The sequence below is a fragment of the Mucilaginibacter sp. genome (assembly GCF_028288105.1).
Classification (GTDB): domain Bacteria; phylum Bacteroidota; class Bacteroidia; order Sphingobacteriales; family Sphingobacteriaceae; genus Mucilaginibacter.
Genome location: NZ_JAQBOI010000275.1, coordinates 1 through 16,897 on the forward strand (window position 1 = coordinate 1; position 16,897 = coordinate 16,897).

The 16,897-nt window shown below is 42.9% G+C and carries 13 protein-coding genes and 1 tRNA gene; 6 read left to right on the forward strand and 8 right to left on the reverse strand.

Annotated features, from left to right (window positions below):
• Positions 1 to 196 precede the first annotated feature (196 nt).
• The 3 genes from JWQ85_RS18550 to JWQ85_RS18560 form a co-directional block, all read right to left on the reverse strand.
• A complete protein-coding gene (locus tag JWQ85_RS18550) occupies positions 197 to 931 on the reverse strand; it encodes a hypothetical protein (RefSeq protein ID WP_299470594.1) in 735 nt (244 codons plus the stop codon).
• Between the two features lie 16 nt (positions 932 to 947).
• Positions 948 to 1,844: an MBL fold metallo-hydrolase gene (locus JWQ85_RS18555; RefSeq protein WP_299470596.1), complete on the reverse strand. Its 897-nt coding sequence runs from the start codon at positions 1,842 to 1,844 to the stop codon at positions 948 to 950.
• A 106-nt stretch (positions 1,845 to 1,950) separates the two neighbouring features.
• A complete protein-coding gene (locus tag JWQ85_RS18560) occupies positions 1,951 to 2,808 on the reverse strand; it encodes an alpha/beta hydrolase-fold protein (protein ID WP_299470598.1) in 858 nt (285 codons plus the stop codon).
• A 483-nt stretch (positions 2,809 to 3,291) separates the two neighbouring features.
• On the opposite strand from JWQ85_RS18560, the gene JWQ85_RS18565 reads away from it, so the two are divergent.
• Together JWQ85_RS18565 and JWQ85_RS18570 are read left to right on the forward strand one after the other, a co-directional pair.
• A complete protein-coding gene (locus JWQ85_RS18565) occupies positions 3,292 to 4,959 on the forward strand; it encodes a glycosyltransferase family 39 protein (protein ID WP_299470600.1) in 1,668 nt (555 codons plus the stop codon).
• 293 nt (positions 4,960 to 5,252) lie between these two features.
• Positions 5,253 to 6,503, forward strand: a complete 1,251-nt coding sequence (locus JWQ85_RS18570; protein ID WP_299470602.1) for a serpin family protein — start codon at positions 5,253 to 5,255, stop codon at positions 6,501 to 6,503.
• On the opposite strand, the gene JWQ85_RS18575 is transcribed toward JWQ85_RS18570, so the two are convergent.
• Together JWQ85_RS18575 and JWQ85_RS18580 are read right to left on the reverse strand one after the other, a co-directional pair.
• Complete coding sequence (locus JWQ85_RS18575) at positions 6,500 to 9,064, reverse strand: phosphocholine-specific phospholipase C (protein WP_299470604.1); 2,565 nt, start codon at positions 9,062 to 9,064, stop codon at positions 6,500 to 6,502. The two genes, JWQ85_RS18570 and JWQ85_RS18575, sit on opposite strands and share 4 nt — an antisense overlap.
• 51 nt (positions 9,065 to 9,115) lie before the next feature.
• Complete coding sequence (locus JWQ85_RS18580; RefSeq protein ID WP_299470606.1) at positions 9,116 to 9,622, reverse strand: GNAT family N-acetyltransferase; 507 nt, start codon at positions 9,620 to 9,622, stop codon at positions 9,116 to 9,118.
• 265 nt (positions 9,623 to 9,887) lie between these two features.
• On the opposite strand from JWQ85_RS18580, the gene JWQ85_RS18585 reads away from it, so the two are divergent.
• Positions 9,888 to 10,217 carry an L-rhamnose mutarotase gene (locus JWQ85_RS18585; protein WP_299470608.1) on the forward strand — a complete coding sequence of 110 codons (330 nt, stop codon included), beginning with the start codon at positions 9,888 to 9,890 and terminating at the stop codon, positions 10,215 to 10,217.
• A gap of 9 nt (positions 10,218 to 10,226) precedes the next feature.
• Entirely contained in the window at positions 10,227 to 11,528 is a 1,302-nt protein-coding gene (locus JWQ85_RS18590; RefSeq protein WP_299470610.1) for an alpha-L-fucosidase, read from the forward strand.
• Positions 11,529 to 11,650: 122 nt separating this feature from the next.
• On the opposite strand, the gene JWQ85_RS18595 is transcribed toward JWQ85_RS18590, so the two are convergent.
• The gene (locus JWQ85_RS18595; RefSeq protein WP_299470612.1) at positions 11,651 to 12,169 is read right to left on the reverse strand and encodes a DinB family protein; all 519 of its coding nucleotides are present in this window, start codon (positions 12,167 to 12,169) and stop codon (positions 11,651 to 11,653) included.
• A gap of 248 nt (positions 12,170 to 12,417) precedes the next feature.
• On the opposite strand from JWQ85_RS18595, the gene JWQ85_RS18600 reads away from it, so the two are divergent.
• Both JWQ85_RS18600 and JWQ85_RS18605 read left to right on the forward strand, forming a co-directional pair.
• The gene (locus JWQ85_RS18600; protein WP_299470613.1) at positions 12,418 to 13,590 is read left to right on the forward strand and encodes an acyl-CoA dehydrogenase family protein; all 1,173 of its coding nucleotides are present in this window, start codon (positions 12,418 to 12,420) and stop codon (positions 13,588 to 13,590) included.
• 215 nt (positions 13,591 to 13,805) lie between these two features.
• The gene (locus JWQ85_RS18605; RefSeq protein ID WP_299470615.1) at positions 13,806 to 15,470 is read left to right on the forward strand and encodes a beta-lactamase family protein; all 1,665 of its coding nucleotides are present in this window, start codon (positions 13,806 to 13,808) and stop codon (positions 15,468 to 15,470) included.
• A 287-nt stretch (positions 15,471 to 15,757) separates the two neighbouring features.
• Here JWQ85_RS18605 and JWQ85_RS18610 read toward each other — a convergent pair.
• Together JWQ85_RS18610 and JWQ85_RS18615 are read right to left on the reverse strand one after the other, a co-directional pair.
• Positions 15,758 to 15,833 (reverse strand) — tRNA-Gly (locus tag JWQ85_RS18610).
• A 573-nt stretch (positions 15,834 to 16,406) separates the two neighbouring features.
• A partial coding sequence (locus JWQ85_RS18615) for a hypothetical protein (RefSeq protein ID WP_299470617.1) occupies positions 16,407 to 16,897 on the reverse strand: 491 nt, incomplete at its 5' end.

The window sequence follows — 16,897 nt, forward strand, 5'->3', positions numbered from 1 at the left end:
TGTTCTGAGGCGTAGTTCCCCCAAACTAAGTAAGTAATTGTTAAGGTCAGGGATAAGAATACCCCCAGAAAATCTATCCAAAACCAAAAACGGAGCCATAAAAGAAATCTTTTTTTCATTAGATAGAGTTACAATTAGTTGATGTAAAAAATCCCCGGCATTCGCCAGGGATCAGTTTTGTATTTGATCTTATTTGTTATTTCCCAATCAAAGCAGGGTCAAACACGCTTTTATCTATAGGTTGGTTGGCCTTTATGTCGTGGTAAACTTCGGTTTGCAATAATTTATCGTTAATATAAAATTTGCAAAGGGTTTCGCTCCACGCGCCTTCTACCAATTTGTGCTCTTCAAAAGTAGCCTCCATTTTGCCATGGGGGTCATATTTAAAATAACGCACGGCCACCAGTTTCTCTTTATCTATCCATAGCTGGTTTACCTTCTCATCGTGGCTGGCCGAACCTAAAACGTATACGGCTTTGCCTTTCCAGGTGCTTTCGTGGGCTTTACTCAGGTCAAAATGCAGTTCGTTAAAGTGGGCAAAAACCTGGTCGATAGATTTAAAATACATCCCGCCTAAAAAGAATATCAGTTCGTTCTCATCCTTAGTGGCACGTACCACCTTATTGTTGCGGAAGGTGTAAGAAGAATCGCCCCGGTAAATAACGCCATTGCCGCTTTTATCTCCACCAAAATCAATCCGCAGCATATCCGGGTAAACAATTCGCTCGTGCCAGGTATCGGTTTTCACCAAAGTATCGTTACGATAACGGCCGGTAGTTTGTGTAAATGTTAATGAGGTATGCCATTTACTATGATAGCGGCTGTACATTTTTTTAATAACATCGGTAGAACTTAACTGCTTTGGTGATGTAAACCCCCACACCGATAATAGCGTGATGATGGAAGTAATAATGGATAATAAATGCTTCATTTTAGGGGATTTAGTATTATGCGGTTAATTCCTCGTAAGCGGCAGTAAGGCCGCGTTGTATGCCATCGCCCTGCCAGTCGGTTACACCCGGGATGGCGGTAGCGCTTAAAATTTGTTCTTTGGTTTTACCTGCCTTTATACTGCCATCAACAAAAGCCACCAGTTTTTCCATAAAGTTTTGCATGGCTTTAAGGTCGTCTACAGTACCGGTAACTTTTGCCGGGTCAAAAGCATGGCCGTATACAAAAATGGTATCCTTATTAAACTGCTTTTGTGCCGATTCTAATGCTACTATCCAATTCCTGCATGACGCACCCGCGCTGCGGTCAATATACGGGTACATGCGGTTAAATACCTGGTCGCCGCAATGCACTACGTTGGCGTTTTCAAAATGGATAAAGCTATCGCCATTGGTGTGGCCGGGGCCAAAATAATGCGCGCTTATTTGTTCGTCGCCAACCTTAACCCTCCATTTGGTGGTATAAGTAATATCCGGGTAAAGCTGTTTATCTTCCGATTTTTGTTTTACCGCACTTGCCTTTTGGTTGGTTAACGAATTGGCATGTGCAGCTACGTTTTTTACCAGCCCCTTAAAAGAAATGTTGCCACTGGTATGGTCGCCGTGGTGGTGGGTGTTTATCAGCCATTGAAAAGGCTTGTCCGATTTCTTTTTCAACTCGGTAATTAGATGAGTTGCCGGGTCTGGGAACTCGGCATCTACACAAACAATACCTTCTTTGTTCACCATCCAGATAATGGTGCCGCCTTGCTCTGTAAAGATACCTACGTTGTTGCGCAAGGGGGTAAGTTTATAGTCGGGCGCGGCCAGTATTGCGGCTAAACTTTTATTCCCTAAAAAAGACAGCGAACCCGCTGTTAAAGCAGTGTTTATTAAAAATTTACGACGTTCCATATGGTTGTTGGTAGTGTTTATTAAAGTTATATTTTATTTGGCGAATAGTAAACAGATCATAGAGAAAATCCCGGCTATGAACCATCAAAATCCACTATTGTCTGTTTTAATACTGATGAAACGCCTGCGACACAAACTCCAATACGTTTGGTAACGACGCCCGCCAGTATGTCCAATTATGGGCTCCGTCGCGTACGCGGTATTCGTGCGGAATCTCCTTTTTGCGCATCAGGTTATGTACTAAGCCGTTGCCTTCGTATAAAAAATCGTCATCGCCAATATCCATAAACCAGCGCACAGCTTTCTTTTGGTCATCTGGTATAGCATTCACCAAAGCTAATACGCTATAGCGGTTATAATACTTGCTTATGGTGCTATCCGGTAGGTTAGGCGTGTTTTTGCTGATGCCAGCCTTTGCATCATCCAAACTCAAAAATCCAGTAGAAGCACTCAACGGGCATGCCGACGAGAACATTTCCGGGTGATGCAAAGCATATACAAAGCTACCGCCGCCACCCATACTCAGGCCCGCTACCGCGCGGTAATGTTTATCGCTTTTTATGCGATATTTTTTCTCTACAAAAGGCACCAGTTCGGTAAAAAAGAAGTCCTCATAGTTCCAGTCGCCTTTAATGTCGTTGTAATACCCCCGGCGGCCTGTATTGGCATCGGGCATAACAATTATCATCGGCGTAGCAATGCCATCACGAATAGCCTTGTCGGTAATATTAAGCACCTCGCCAAACTGCACCCAGCCGGTTTGGTCGTCACCCCCGCCATGCAGCAAGTATAGTACCGGGTAACTGCGGCCGCTGGTTTCATAATCGGGCGGCAGGTAAATGGCATATTTACGTTCGCTTTTTAGTATTTTACTATTAAGCGTTAAATTATCATACACTTTACCGGTTTGCGCAAATAATACAAACGGACAAAGCATCAGCAGTACAAGGGCTAATTTTTTCATGAAGGTTTATTTGGTTAAGCAACAGGGGTTATTGCAGGTTGGCTAAATTTAGAAATAAAATTTAATGTTTGCGAGGGGTGGTAATAGTTGATCGTTCTTTGTACAAACATTGATATCAACATATAATTAACAGAATAAGGGCGTTGCCTTTGGCCCGGGCTTTGCGCTCATACTGCACAGGCCTTAGCCACGGGCCGGTATCCGCTGCAATCCCTAACGCGGGGGAGACGCGAAGTGTCGCATCTCTACATTATCCTCCGTAGAGACGCGATACTTCGCGTCTTAACAACTTTCCTGGCCCCGTCGGCAAAACAGCTTCGGGCGAAAGCGGGCAGAACGATGGTGGTCTTGTGTGTGGCAAGGGCATGACAGGGTGGTTTTGTAGAACGTCCTTACAGCAATGACGTGCCGTTTAGCTTCTCACAAACATTTTTACCCCAATAGCCAATTTATATCCGCATCTCATTAACTTTACCACCCAAAATGCAGCAATCACTTACCGCCGATAAAACCAAATGGCTTTACCTTTTAATAGGGTTAGCCGTTCTGCTCAACTTCAGCGGGTTATTTATCCCCATATTAGCGCCCGACGGTATGCTATATGCTGTTATTGCCAAAACTATGGTGCAGCGTAACGATTATGTGCAGCTATTTGTCCATAACGCCAACTGGCTGGATAAACCGCATTTTCCGTTTTGGGTAACTGCCCTCTCGTTTAAGCTGTTTGGCTTTACTACCTGGGCTTATAAACTACCCGGCATATTGGTTATGCTGATGGGGGCGGCTTACACCTATCTGCTGGCAAAAGAGCTATATAATAAGCAGATCGCGTTATGGTCGGTGTTGATATTGCTTACTTCGCAACACATCATTTTATCAAACAACGATGTACGTGCCGAGCCCTACTTAACCGGGCTAATCATCGCATCGGTATATCATTTTTATAAAGCATATACCCGTAAAAGCTTTGGGCAACTGGTATGGGCTTCCCTGTTTGCTGCCTGTGCTATCATGACAAAGGGGATGTTCGCCCTGGTACCTATTGGCGGGGCAATTGCTGGGCATTTGGCTATTACCAAACAATGGAAACAGCTTTTTAACCTGCGCTGGCTGCTGGCAGCGGTGTTGATATTGATATTTATCCTGCCCGAAATTTATTGCCTTTACCAGCAGTTTGACGCACACCCGGAAAAGGTGGTGTTTGACAGGCAGGGAGTATCGGGTATCAAATTTTTCTTTTGGGATAGCCAGTTTGGGCGGTTCTTTAATACCGGCCCTATAAAAGGCCACGGCGACCCAAGTTTTTTTGTACACACTACCTTGTGGGCCTTTTTACCATGGTCATTAGTACTGTTCGCTGCTATATGGCACTTTATAAAAACAGGGGTAAAGGATGTACAGAAACGCGAGTGGTTTTGCATCAGCGGGGCGTTACTTACCTTCCTGCTATTCTCGGCGTCAAAGTTTCAGTTGCCGCATTATCTGAATATTGTGTTCCCGTTCTTCGCGATAATTACCGCGCAATATTTAGTGGGTTTGCAGTCGGATAAGACTATAAAAGCTATCCGGGTTATGCAAATAGGAGTGGTGGTTGTTTTATTACTGGCGATAGGAGCCTTGCATTATTTTTTTAAGCCGGGGGTGTTTTCCTGGCATATCGCGTTCGCATTGTTCCTATGGCTGGGGTTGCTGCTTATCCTCCCCGGCAATTTTGCCAATACAGATTACCGGCAAACCGCTTTCCGTACGTTGATAATGGCTTTTGTGTTGAACGTATACCTTAACTGTTCATTCTATCCATCTTTATTAAAATACCAGGCCGGCAGCGAGGCCGCTGTTTGGATAAATAATAATAACCCAACAAACCTGCCCGTTGTACAAAGCTGGGAAGATGCAAACTACCCCATGGAATTTTACCTGAAACAGCCCATTATTGTGGTTGGTGAAGATGGTAGTGGCAAATTACCGCCGCCACCCTTTATATTTTATGGCCCTGCTGCTGTAGCATCGTCATTTGCGGCAAAAGGGTATACAGTAGAGCACCTGGCGTCCTTCCAACGTTACTGGGTATCACGTTTAAAGCCGGCCTTTTTAAATAAAGCTACACGCGATAAGCTGGTTACCAATATGGAAGTGGTTTTGGTACGATAGTACATAAATGTTCGGAAGAATCAAAATAACGCTCAAGCTCCGAATTTTGGCTAAAGCCTTATAAGTTTTGTTTGTAATCCGTTGGCTGAAGCCAACGGCAATGATAAATACAAGTGATTTTAATAAGTTCCCATTCATTGCCGTCCCATTTATGGGACGGATAAGAAATCAGAAAATGGGGGCTTTAGCCCAAACGCTAATCTTCCAAATATCTGTGTACGATAGTATTACTTATTAGCTGTATCACTTATTAAATTATCTGCGTAATATCATAAACCACTTAAACTGATCTTATGACACGCAAAACCGCACTGCTATTCTCATGCCTTTTTGTAATGGGCTTTATTTCTTGTAAAAAGGATAATCCAAATTCTGATAAAGGAAAGGAACTTGAACTTACTTCGGCCGAACATCTAAAAGTAGCAGCAGATAATGCATTCACCCTAAAACTTGTTAAGCAGCTTAACAGCGCAGGCGCTGGTAACGAAAACGTGTTTCTATCGCCGTTAAGTGTAAGTTTTGCTATAGGGATGACCAGTAATGGTGCTAAAGGGGAAACCCTGCAAGGCATAAATAACGCCATGGAATTTAATGGGTTTACCCAGGAGGCCATAAACACTTATTATAATAAGCTGATAACCCAATTGCCAAATCTTGACCCTAATACTAAAGTGAGTATAGCCAACTCGATATGGTATAAACAGGGTTTTGATGTAGTGCCCAAGTTTTTAACAACTAACACCGACGCTTACAAGGCAAAGGTGCAGGCGCTGGATTTTGCCGCTCCAACAGCAAAAGATCAAATTAATAAATGGGTAAACGATGAAACTAACGGCAAGATCCCATCGATAATTAATAACATCCCCGGTGATGTGCGTATGTACCTGATAAACGCCATTTACTTTAAAAGCATTTGGAAGAATAAATTTAATACTGCCGATACCAAGAAAATGTCTTTTAAAACAAGCACGGGAAGTACCGTACAAGCCGATTTTATGAGCGGGCAAATTGAATTTGGAAACTATGTTGACAATGATAACGGTAAGTTTACCCAAATTGCCGAACTGCCCTACTCAAACAACCGGTACAGCATGGTTGTGATATTGCCTGATGCAAGCAGCAACATTAACGAATTAATAACCAACCTGGATGCCACAAAGTGGAATAAATGGATGAAGCCTATGAGTGGCAGCAGCAAAAATCAGGTGTATTTCCCTAAGCTTAAATTTAGTTATACCACACTATTAAACGACCCGTTAATTGCCTTAGGCATGGGCAAAGCTTTTTCAGACAATGCCGACCTGACTGGCATAAGCGCCGCCGGTGGGATAAATATTACCGAGGTTAAACACAAAGCATATATTGAGGTAAACGAGCAAGGTACCGAAGCCGCCGCCGCAACATCAGTTGTAGTTGGCGAGACTTCAACAGCCCCAACCGAGCTAAATTTAAATAGGCCTTTCCTGTTTGCTATTCGCGAAAACAGTAGCGGGCTGATATTATTTGCAGGCGTAGTTAATAACCCGTTGTTAACAGGGGATTAAACAACAGCCCTGCCCATTAACGGATCTGAGAAACCGGCCTTGCCTGTTTCTACCCTTCCGGCATATCGTTGCTCAAAGCTATCGTAACCACGTACTTTTATGCTGAAATCGTACCAGTTGTGGTTTTTGCGTAGGTCGATTTTCATGGTTTGTGGTGCAAAACTTTCACGCTGAACAATCATCTGCTTTACGCCGCTTTTGTACGAGTTATCAATCACCTCGACAGTTAACGGCGCTACGCTGCCAAACAGCGAGAAGGTTAGCACGATGTTGCCGGTTAGTTTCTTGTTTATCATCTGGTAAGCAAAATCTACCATAATTCCGGGGTCTTTTATATTGCCTTTAAATGCGCGGTAAAAGCCATTAGGGCCGTAGGTGCGCAGGTAATAATTGTTATTCTCAAACTCATTCAATGGCCAGGCATCTGTAAGTGTATTACCTGCTTTGGCGGCATAGCTCCAGGTGCGTACCGCCTCCATTTTCTGCGGATCGTTAAGCGATGCATACCTGCCCGGCGCATATACGTTAAACGGCGCGCCAACGGCTTTGTCGCCAAAGGCATCTTTGCCTGCTTTAAACCTTATCTCGAATGCGGTTTTATCTTCATTTAACCGGCCATCAGCATAAAGCTCGTAAGGCAGGGCGCATGATGGTTTTATGCCGGGTTCCTGCTTTGGCATGTAGGGTGAAGCCGATGGATGCTTTTTGATAAGCGCAATGTCGGCGGCAGTTAATAATTTATAATCGGTAGGGAGTTTTTTAAATTGTGCCTTATGGATTCCTTCTGCCGATGTCTCTTTGTTTAAAAATTTAAGGGGTGCTAATTGCTCGCCATTATACGGCTTAAATACCGAGGTTAGGTCGCCGCAAACGGTTCGCCGCCAATCGCTGATATTGCTTTCTTTAATTTTCTTGCCGGTTTTTTCAGAAATGAACTTTTCTAAAAATTGCAGGCTCGATGTATGATCGAAAACCTCCGAGTTTACGTACCCACCCCGGCTCCATGGCGAGGCAATGATCATCGGCACCCGATAACCCAGCCCGATCGCGTTTTCGCGGTCGTAATTATTGGGGAATCCTTTGCGCTCTTTCTCTTGTTCTAAAGTTACAAACTCTACGCGAGTATCTATCCCTTCAGATACCTTTCCGGTGCCGTTTTTGTGCGAATGAGGGGCGGTAAAAGGCGGTATATGGTCAAAATATCCGTCGTTTTCATCATAGGTTAAAATAAAAATGGTCTTTTTCCAAACCTCGGGGTTATGGGTAAGTATATCCAAAACCTCCGACAGGTACCAGGCCCCGTACCACGGTGCGCCGGGATGGTCAGAGAAGCTTTCTGACGCGGTAAGCCACGATACCGTTGGTAATTTACCCGTTTTTACATCCTGCCTAAACTGGTGCAGCACATCACCTTTTGGTATCTGCATTTCGCGCTTAACGCCGTTGTCGTTGTATTTTAATGTGGTCAATTTGTGGTAATCAGGGTCGGCTTTATTGGTGGTAAAAGCATTAAGGTGCAGGCTTTTTTCGCGCGGGGTAAGCTTGTCGAACGCGCCGGGTTCTAAAATGGCTTTGTTGTTATTAATGCCATCCAGTTCGTCTTGTAGCTGTTTTAGCTGTTTTTTTAGTTTTACGCGGCTGGTATCGCCGGTTGGCAGGCTATCCAGTTTTGCCTGTGTTTCAGCAATCTGCTTTGGTAATACAGTTAGCTGCCTTTTTAAATGAGCGATATGCTTATCATGCAGCTTAACATTATACTGTTTAAAAAACTCCAGGTTGTTATCGGTAAAGTTTGCCAGCCAGGCATCTTCCTCACCTTCAAAGCCCACACCAACCGAGATCTCGTTCTGATAGCATTTCCAGCTTATGCCATTATCTTCCAAACGTTCGGGGAAGGTGGTCCAATCGAGTGTTTCAAAATCGGCATCCTCATTCCACACATTTGGCCGCGAGTTTTCATTTTGCTCCTTACGGATAGTGCCACTCCACAAAAAATGGCGGTTAGGGGTAGTGCCGGTCAACGACGAGCAAAAATGCTGATCGCAAACGGTAAAGGCATCTGCCAGGGCATAGTTAAAAGGAATATCCTCGCGTTTATGGAAGCCCAGGGTTAAGGGCATATCCTTATATTCTTCATTGCCCGATCGCTTTTCATTCAACCATTGGTCAAACTTGCCATCGTTGCGGGCATTTACCTGGTTGTTCCAACTGTGTGGCAAAGAGCTCATCCAGGTAGACCGCGTGTTTTTTATATCGAGATGGAACGGTGCATAAGTTTCGCCCTTTTTGTTAGATTGCAACCAAACCGGGTTTTTGTTTGGCAGATCAATAGCACGCGGATCATTAAACCCCCTCACACCCTTCAGCGAACCAAAACAATGATCAAAAGAGCGGTTCTCCTGCATTAGTATTACCACATGCTCGGCATCTACCCAGGTAGTGCCCGGGGCAGGGTTAATAGCCATTGCTTTTTGAATAGAAGCTGGTAGTATATTAGCCATACCGGCCGCACCAGTAAGCATTGCCGCTTTTTTCAGGAAATCTCTGCGTGTATCTAACATATCGCTAAATTATTAAACCGGTTTAATAATCTGTACCCGGTTAATATTATATTATCGTAAACTAAGGGTGTATAACAAAAGTGTTTCGGCCTCGGGCGTGGTTACTAAACCTGTGGGCGTAAAACCACATCTTTCTAATAAACGCTGCGAGCGTATGTTATCAGCTGTTGTGGTGGCATATAAACCATCCAGATCATAGCTTTCACGGATATGCGCCAATGATGCAACACTGGCTTCATAGGCTAAGCCCCTGCCTTCAAACCCGGGTAAAAAGGCAAAACCCAGATCGGGCTTATCCAAATAATCACGTTTAAAAAAGCCGCACATGCCAATTGGTTGTTGGGTATCTTTTAAGGTAACCAGCCATGCGCCATAGCCATATTTATTATAACTGGCTAAAGGGCCGTTAAGAATATAATTTACCGCATCCTCACGGCTGTCGATATTTCGATCGCTAATAAACTGTTTCCAGGCGGGAGTGTTCAGCAGTTCAAAAATGAAGGCATCGTCATTAAGGTTAAAGCGGCGTATGTCAAGATTGGCAGATTGGAAAAGCATAGTATTCATTAATGACTAAGCTATGAATTTTAATATATTCAACCAATTGATACAATTTTAACCAAAGAGAGCACAGAGAATTTGCAACCTGGTAATGCACAGAGGCCACAAAGTTTTGAATCTCTGTGCCCTCTGTGAAAAACTCTGTGTTCTCTGTGGTTAAGAATATGCCCTTTATGTTAAATCAGCAAAAACCTTGCTTTTACCACAAACATTTACTTACTTGTGTTACCAATTAATCATCTGCTCACCACAACCTTTAGCTATGAAAAAATTCTGCCTAACCCTCAATCTTAAAGATGATGATGATTTGATCGCCGAATACGAAGAGCATCATAAAGCAATTTGGCCAGAGATAGTAGATAGCATTACCGGTTCGGGCATTACCAATATGGAAATTTACCGGCAAGGTACGCGGCTGGTTATGCTCATAGAAGCTAATGCCGATTTCACCTTTTCAAAAAAAGCCGCTATGGATGCAGATAACCCAAAAGTGCAGGAATGGGAGGATCTGATGTGGAAATATCAGCAGCCCATAAAGGGTGCGCTTGCAGGGGAAAAATGGGTTTTAATGGATAAGATATTTCAACTATAAACTACCGATATGAAAAGAACGCTATTAGTACTGTGTTTACTGAGTGCCATAACTACTAACCGTTTAGCGGCACAGGGGACTTATACGCCTACGGCTGATAATCTTGCCCAAAGGCAAAAGTTTCAGGATATGAAGTTTGGGCTTTTTATTCACTGGGGTATCTACAGTATTTTGGGTAATGGTGAATGGGTGATGCACGATAAGAAGATCCCTTACGATAGCTATAAAAGATTGGCAGGCTTTTTTAATCCGCAAGACTTTAACGCCAAGGAGTGGGTTGCCTTTGCCAAACAGGCAGGTATGAAATACATTACCATTACCTCGCGCCACCATGATGGGTTTAGCATGTTCGGCACAAAAATGTCGCCCTATAATATTGTTGATGCAACACCTTACCATAAAGACCCGTTGATGGAACTGGCAAAAGAATGCGAAAAGGAAGGCATCGAACTACACTTTTACTACTCACTGCTGGATTGGGGCAGGCCCGATTATGCTTTCGACAGCCAGATTGTTGATGGCAAACCTGTAAAAGGCGACTGGGATAGCTATATAAAATTCATGAAAGACCAATTAACCGAGCTGATAACAAAATACCCGGGTGTAAAAGGTATTTGGTTTGATGGCGATTGGGAACGCACTAAAGTTAACTGGCATTATGATGAAATTTACGCGCTGATACATAAACTAAACCCGGCTATAATGGTGGGAAATAATCACCATGTGGCGCCAAAGAGCGGCGAAGATTTCCAAATGTTTGAAAAGGATTTGCCGGGTGCCAATACCACAGGCTTTGCTCCCGACCAAACGATTGGCAAATTACCACTGGAAACCTGCGAAACTATCAACAACAGCTGGGGCTTTAATATCACCGACAGAAGCTTTAAATCGTCAAAACAGATCATCCACTACCTGGTGAACGCTGCAGGGCGCAATGCCAACTTCCTGCTCAATATTGGCCCAATGCCAAATGGTAAGATCCAATCTGAGTTTACCGATACACTGGCTATTGTAGGCAACTGGATACAAAAGAATGGTGAGAGTATTTATGGTACTCGCGGAAGCAGCGTACCGCCACAGCCATGGGGTGTGGTTACGGTTAAAAACAAAACTATGTATGCACACATTACCAGTCCGCAGGGTGGGCCTTATATCTTTATCCCGCAGGTAAAAGAAAAAGTGAACAAAGCGGTATTACTAAGTAATGGCAGCACGATTAAATTTAAACAACAGCCGGAGGGGGTGTTTATTTATACTACCGGATTGGCTATTGACCCGAACGATACGATAATTAAATTGACGGTAGATTAAACCCACCTGTCATTTCGAACGATTTGAGAAATCTTGTTCATAAGATAGGTAGTGAACTATGCTTAATGAACAAGATTTCTCCTCGTACCTCGTTCGAAATGACAGGGCGGGAGTGCGGAAAATTAAGCTTCTACTTCTAACGATTGGAATGTCGGTTCATCGGCACTTGGGCCGTAGCTGCCGGGAATAGGTACGTTTAACAGGCGTAGGTAAACTCCCAGCTGTGCACGGTGGTGAATGATCTGCGATAGCGCCATGCGGATAATTTCGCCTTTAGTGCTTACACTATGAATGGTATCCCCGCTGCGTAGCGTCCATTTCTCGTTAAGCTTGCTTTCATTTTCAGCTGTTAATTGCGAGCGGCCATCAACCAGCGATCTTTCAAACAGTTCCAGCAATTGCCCGGTGGTATCTAAAAACGTCGATTCATAACTGTTATTTTCAAAATCGAGTTCATCGGTAGTTAAAGCCATTGTTATCCAGGTTGGCAGTTCGGCAATATGGGTTGATAGGCGGCGCACATCCATGCTTTTTACATGTGGAGTCCAGTCATATTTGTCATCAGGTACGCGCGATAACATTTTGCGGGTGGTTACTGATTCTTCATTCAGTTGTTTCAGGAAAAATTCAATTAGTGCCATAGTGATGTGTTTTTGATTTATAATTCAAAGAAACATCCAGCTAATGACAACCCTATGTCAGCAGGAAAAAATTAATTGAAAAAATATTATTTGCTATGCATGCATAATAAATTTAACTTGTGGCGTTTAAAGCTATTATTTGTACCATATACCGTTTTGTTATTGATTTGATGGCTGAAACAGGTAAACCAAGTGGGCAAATTAATCGTTAGTTTTACTGCAAACCAATATAATATAGTACTTTAAAAATGGATAATTTATTAATGGATAGCCCTACAGGTTATGACTTTTCTATAAGTGACAATCAAAAAATGATAGGCCAGATGGCAAAAGATTTTGCCGAAAAACACATCAGGCCAAATGTAATGGCTTGGGACGAAGAGCAGCATTTCCCGATAGATCTTTTTAAGCAATTGGGCGAAACAGGCATGATGGGCGTGCTGGTTCCGGAAGTATATGGTGGCTCAGGTTTTGGCTACGCCGAATATGTTACCGTTATTGTAGAGATAGCAAAAGTTTGCGGGTCGATAGGTTTATCGGTTGCCGCGCATAATTCGTTATGTACCGGCCACATCCTGGCTTTTGCCAACGAAGAACAAAAACAAAGATGGTTACCCAAACTGGCCACTGCCGAATGGTTGGGCGCCTGGGGATTAACCGAGGCCAACACCGGAAGCGATGCAATGGGCATGGCAACTACCGCCGTTTTAGATGGCGACCACTATATAGTAAACGGTTCTAAGAACTGGATAACCCATGGTAAAAGCGGTGATTTGGCTGTTGTAATGGTGCGTACGGGCGAAAAGGGTGATTCAAAAGGGATCTCGGCTTTAGTAATTGAGCGAGGTACACCGGGCTTCAGCGCGGGTAAAAAAGAAAACAAGCTGGGCATGCGTGCATCAGAAACCACCGAAATGATATTTGATAATTGCCGCGTACCAAAAGAAAACCTTTTAGGTGTAGAAGGCGAAGGCTTTAAACAAGCTATGAAAGTATTGGACGGCGGGCGTATCTCGATCGCGGCCTTATCATTAGGTATTGCCAAAGGTGCGTTTGAAGCTGCGGTTGCTTACTCTAAAGAGCGCCACCAGTTTGGCCAGCCAATAAGTAATTTCCAGGGGATAGCATTTAAACTGGCCGATATGGCTACCGAGATAGAGGCTGCCGAACTATTAATTATGCAGGCTGCTGATTTGAAAAACCGCCATTTGCCGGTAACCAAGCAGTCTGCTATGGCTAAATACTTTGCATCTGAAGTAGCAGTGCGCTGCGCTAACGAGGCAGTGCAGATCTTCGGTGGATATGGCTATACCAAAGATTTCCCGGTAGAGAAGTTTTACCGTGATGCCAAGCTGTGTACCATAGGCGAAGGAACTTCCGAGATACAGAAGATTGTTATCAGCAGGGAAGTGTTAAAGTAAGAAACTATACTGATCTATTATAAACCTAAGTACGCCTGCAACCTAACCGTTGCAGGTTTTTTTGTTTATGAACAATTCCAAATATTTGCATAGTATTTAGTTTTTATACTTGCTATTTCATAATTTAGTTTTGCTTAATTGTAATATTGTAAAATATAATTTTGTTTTATTAAATAATTTAATAGGTTTGGTATATAAATAGCCGTAACCATTCTATGAAACGAATTGCCTTTTTGTTGTCTTTGCTTTTTCCCTATATCGCATTATATGCCCAGCAAACAAAGCAGCAGATACTACAGCAATTATTGGAAGATACCAACTTGCCGGGAATCCAATTGGTTTATACAGCCAACGGTAAAACAAGCGCTTACAATATGGGTGTTGGTAAAGAGGGGTTAACAAAAAAGATAAATTCAAGCACCATTTTCAGAGCTGGCTCATTAGGTAAATGTGTTTTTGCCTATGCGGTTTTGCGGCTATATGATAGGGGGATACTTTCGTTGGATACACCGTTGATGAGTTACATAGATACTTATAAAAGGTTTGATGCCAAAGACCCGCGCTATAGCATGATCACGGCGCGGATGGTTTTAAGCCACACTTCTGGTCTGGCAGAATTTCAGGAATTTGACACTGGCGAGCCTGTTAGACTATTATTTGCTCCCGGCAGTTCTTTTTCGTACTCGGGCGAGGGCTATTGGTTTTTGCAAAAGGTGGTTGAAAAGCTAACAAACAAGCCGCTTGAGCAGATTATGCAGGAAGAAGTGTTTAAACCACTGCACATGCAAAGCAGTACTTATGTGCAAAGCAGCAATATGGATACCAGCATAATTGGGCCGGAGAATAAAGACCTTGCCGCCATGATGCCTAATGCCGCGTTTACCTTACTTACCAATGCGCACGATTATAACCTGTTTCTACAGGCCTTGCTTGCAGGCAAAGGACTAAAACCCGCTACGCAAAAGCTGATGTTTAGTAAACAAAGTACTGCACAATGGCTTGGCCATGCTACCGGCAAAGCCGATAACTACATTAACTGGGGGCTTGGCCTTGGCCTGCAACAAAATGAAAATGGCAACATGCTATGGCATTGGGGCAGTACCGGCGATTTTTATTCGTTTTTTTTAGCTAATCCTGCTACCAAACAGAGTATGGTTTTCTTTACCCGTGGCACATCGGCCTTGAAAATTACCGATCAGCTTGTAGATACGTTCATGGGGAAGCAAACAACCTGGGCTATGCGGTGGCTGGGTTTAGGCTACGATCATCCCGAAACCATGCCGAAGCTTTATAATGCTTTGAGGAAACAAGGGTTTAATAATGTGCCCAACATATTTAATAAACTCAAAAGCAAAGGGTATCAATTTTCCGAAAGGGATATTAATGCTTATGGATATGTGTTGATGAAGCAAACTCGGTATAAACAAGCCTTTGTCATTTTTAAGCAGCAGGTAGCCATTTATCCGCAAAGCGCCAATGCTTACGATAGTTTTGCCGAAGCAAGCGAAAATGTGGGCGATAAGCAGCTGGCCATTAAAAATTATAAAAAGGCACTGGAACTGGATACGGCTAATATTGCTACAGGTTATCACATCAAAGCTTTACAAAACGCGGGTTTTACTGAGGATAAGCTTAATACCTTTACCGGAAAATTTAGCCGTGCAGATAAAGCCGATGTGTTTTTACAGTTGCATGCCCGGGAAACCAAGCTAATACTCACCCAATCGTGGGATGGAAACAAGCTGGAATTTTTCAGGATTGGTGATGTGGAATTTTATAATGCAGATACGCAATTTAAACTAAGGTTTGAGAAAGATACTGCGGGAAATATTGATAAAGCATTTGTAGCAACAAATGTGGCATGGGTTAAGAAAAAATAAAAAGAAAGCAGGCTTGGCCTTGCGCTATACCTGCTTTCCATACTTTTTAATTAACTAATAACCGACAGTTTGATTAAATCTGTTAGTTATAGCAAATATAATTAATTATACTTTTAATTTAAAAAATATCCTACAACTTAATTTAATAAATCAGTATCTGGTAGTAAAGATTGATAATAACAGTTTATTGAGTAGCTGTTACAGGGATTATCGTATTGATATTACGTGGAAATTGCCGACTGTGCTACAGGCATAAATAAAAAATCCCTTCCGGTTATGGAAGGGATTGGAGCGAAAGACGAGATTCGAACTCGCGACCCCGACCTTGGCAAGGTCGTGCTCTACCAACTGAGCTACTTTCGCATTGGGGTGGCAAAAGTATAATTTTAGTTTAAATGGCAAAAGTATATTTTAAAATAGTTCTGCCTTTTACTGATTGTCATTTCGAACGAGCGACAGCGAGGAGAAATCTTGTTCAAATGACAGGCGGCGAAATTGCATAATGAACAAGATTTCTCCTCGTACCTCGTTCGAAATGACAAAGAGGGATTTTATCCTTACTCAAACCCGATTGCAGCGGATGCGGCTTACGAAGGCCTGCACATGACGTGAAGTGTTCACGTTCACGGCCGTGAACACCCGTTAACATGAATAAATAGCTGATAATCAGTAATGTTTAAATTTAGCTACTGGCAAAATATTGTCACCATTTTCTTTAATATAATTACTATGCAGAGGCCAGGATCATATTCAATTCAAGGACGAGTTTTTTAATCGCCTTTTAAGTTTCTTTACAAGAGGTAAACCCGAGGGGGCAAAGGCGTTGCCAACTAAACCCGATTGCAGCGGATACCGGCCCGGCGCCTAAAGATTGTGCAGTATGAGCGAAAAGCGGGGGCAGGCGGAAGATAGCAGCACAGCAACTGCTTTACAAAATTATTTAAGCTGTACTTGCATGCTACTTAAGCAAAACTCTATTACAACTGGTATAACGATAAATACAATTAGCCAAAGATAAAATTTGTAGTTGTTGGTTTGAGAGGCATTAACTAAGCTAATTATTATAAAAACTATGGCTGTAAAAATCCCTGCTAACACTAACAGGCCGCCCTCTCTCATAGGATGAAAAATTAAGCCATATGTGCTATACCAAAGCAAGCAGTAAATAATATAAAATATTACTGAGGTTGGATGTTGTTTTATGCTTTGCCAGACCACTTTCATACGGTGCTTTAGCATTGATACCTTAAAAATGGAAAAGGTAACCTGTCGCGCAGCTTTATATCCGTCACTATCGTTCAGACGACAGGCTGGCAAGTAAATTGACAGCATCCTCACCCACTCCCTCCACCTAATCAATTCATTACAAAAAACTTTTTCACCCAAGCCCTTGAAAATCAAAAAATAGTACCTACCTTTGCAGTCCT

Bases quoted from the DNA above. Each gene is read 5' to 3' on its own strand.
- JWQ85_RS18550 (WP_299470594.1), bottom strand. From the start codon at position 931: ATGAAGCATTTATTATCCATTATTACTTCCATCATCACGCTATTATCG.
- JWQ85_RS18555 (WP_299470596.1), bottom strand. From the start codon at position 1,844: ATGGAACGTCGTAAATTTTTAATAAACACTGCTTTAACAGCGGGTTCG.
- JWQ85_RS18560 (WP_299470598.1), bottom strand. From the start codon at position 2,808: ATGAAAAAATTAGCCCTTGTACTGCTGATGCTTTGTCCGTTTGTATTA.
- JWQ85_RS18565 (WP_299470600.1), top strand. From the start codon at position 3,292: ATGCAGCAATCACTTACCGCCGATAAAACCAAATGGCTTTACCTTTTA.
- JWQ85_RS18570 (WP_299470602.1), top strand. From the start codon at position 5,253: ATGACACGCAAAACCGCACTGCTATTCTCATGCCTTTTTGTAATGGGC.
- JWQ85_RS18575 (WP_299470604.1), bottom strand. From the start codon at position 9,064: ATGTTAGATACACGCAGAGATTTCCTGAAAAAAGCGGCAATGCTTACT.
- JWQ85_RS18580 (WP_299470606.1), bottom strand. From the start codon at position 9,622: ATGCTTTTCCAATCTGCCAATCTTGACATACGCCGCTTTAACCTTAAT.
- JWQ85_RS18585 (WP_299470608.1), top strand. From the start codon at position 9,888: ATGAAAAAATTCTGCCTAACCCTCAATCTTAAAGATGATGATGATTTG.
- JWQ85_RS18590 (WP_299470610.1), top strand. From the start codon at position 10,227: ATGAAAAGAACGCTATTAGTACTGTGTTTACTGAGTGCCATAACTACT.
- JWQ85_RS18595 (WP_299470612.1), bottom strand. From the start codon at position 12,169: ATGGCACTAATTGAATTTTTCCTGAAACAACTGAATGAAGAATCAGTA.
- JWQ85_RS18600 (WP_299470613.1), top strand. From the start codon at position 12,418: ATGGATAATTTATTAATGGATAGCCCTACAGGTTATGACTTTTCTATA.
- JWQ85_RS18605 (WP_299470615.1), top strand. From the start codon at position 13,806: ATGAAACGAATTGCCTTTTTGTTGTCTTTGCTTTTTCCCTATATCGCA.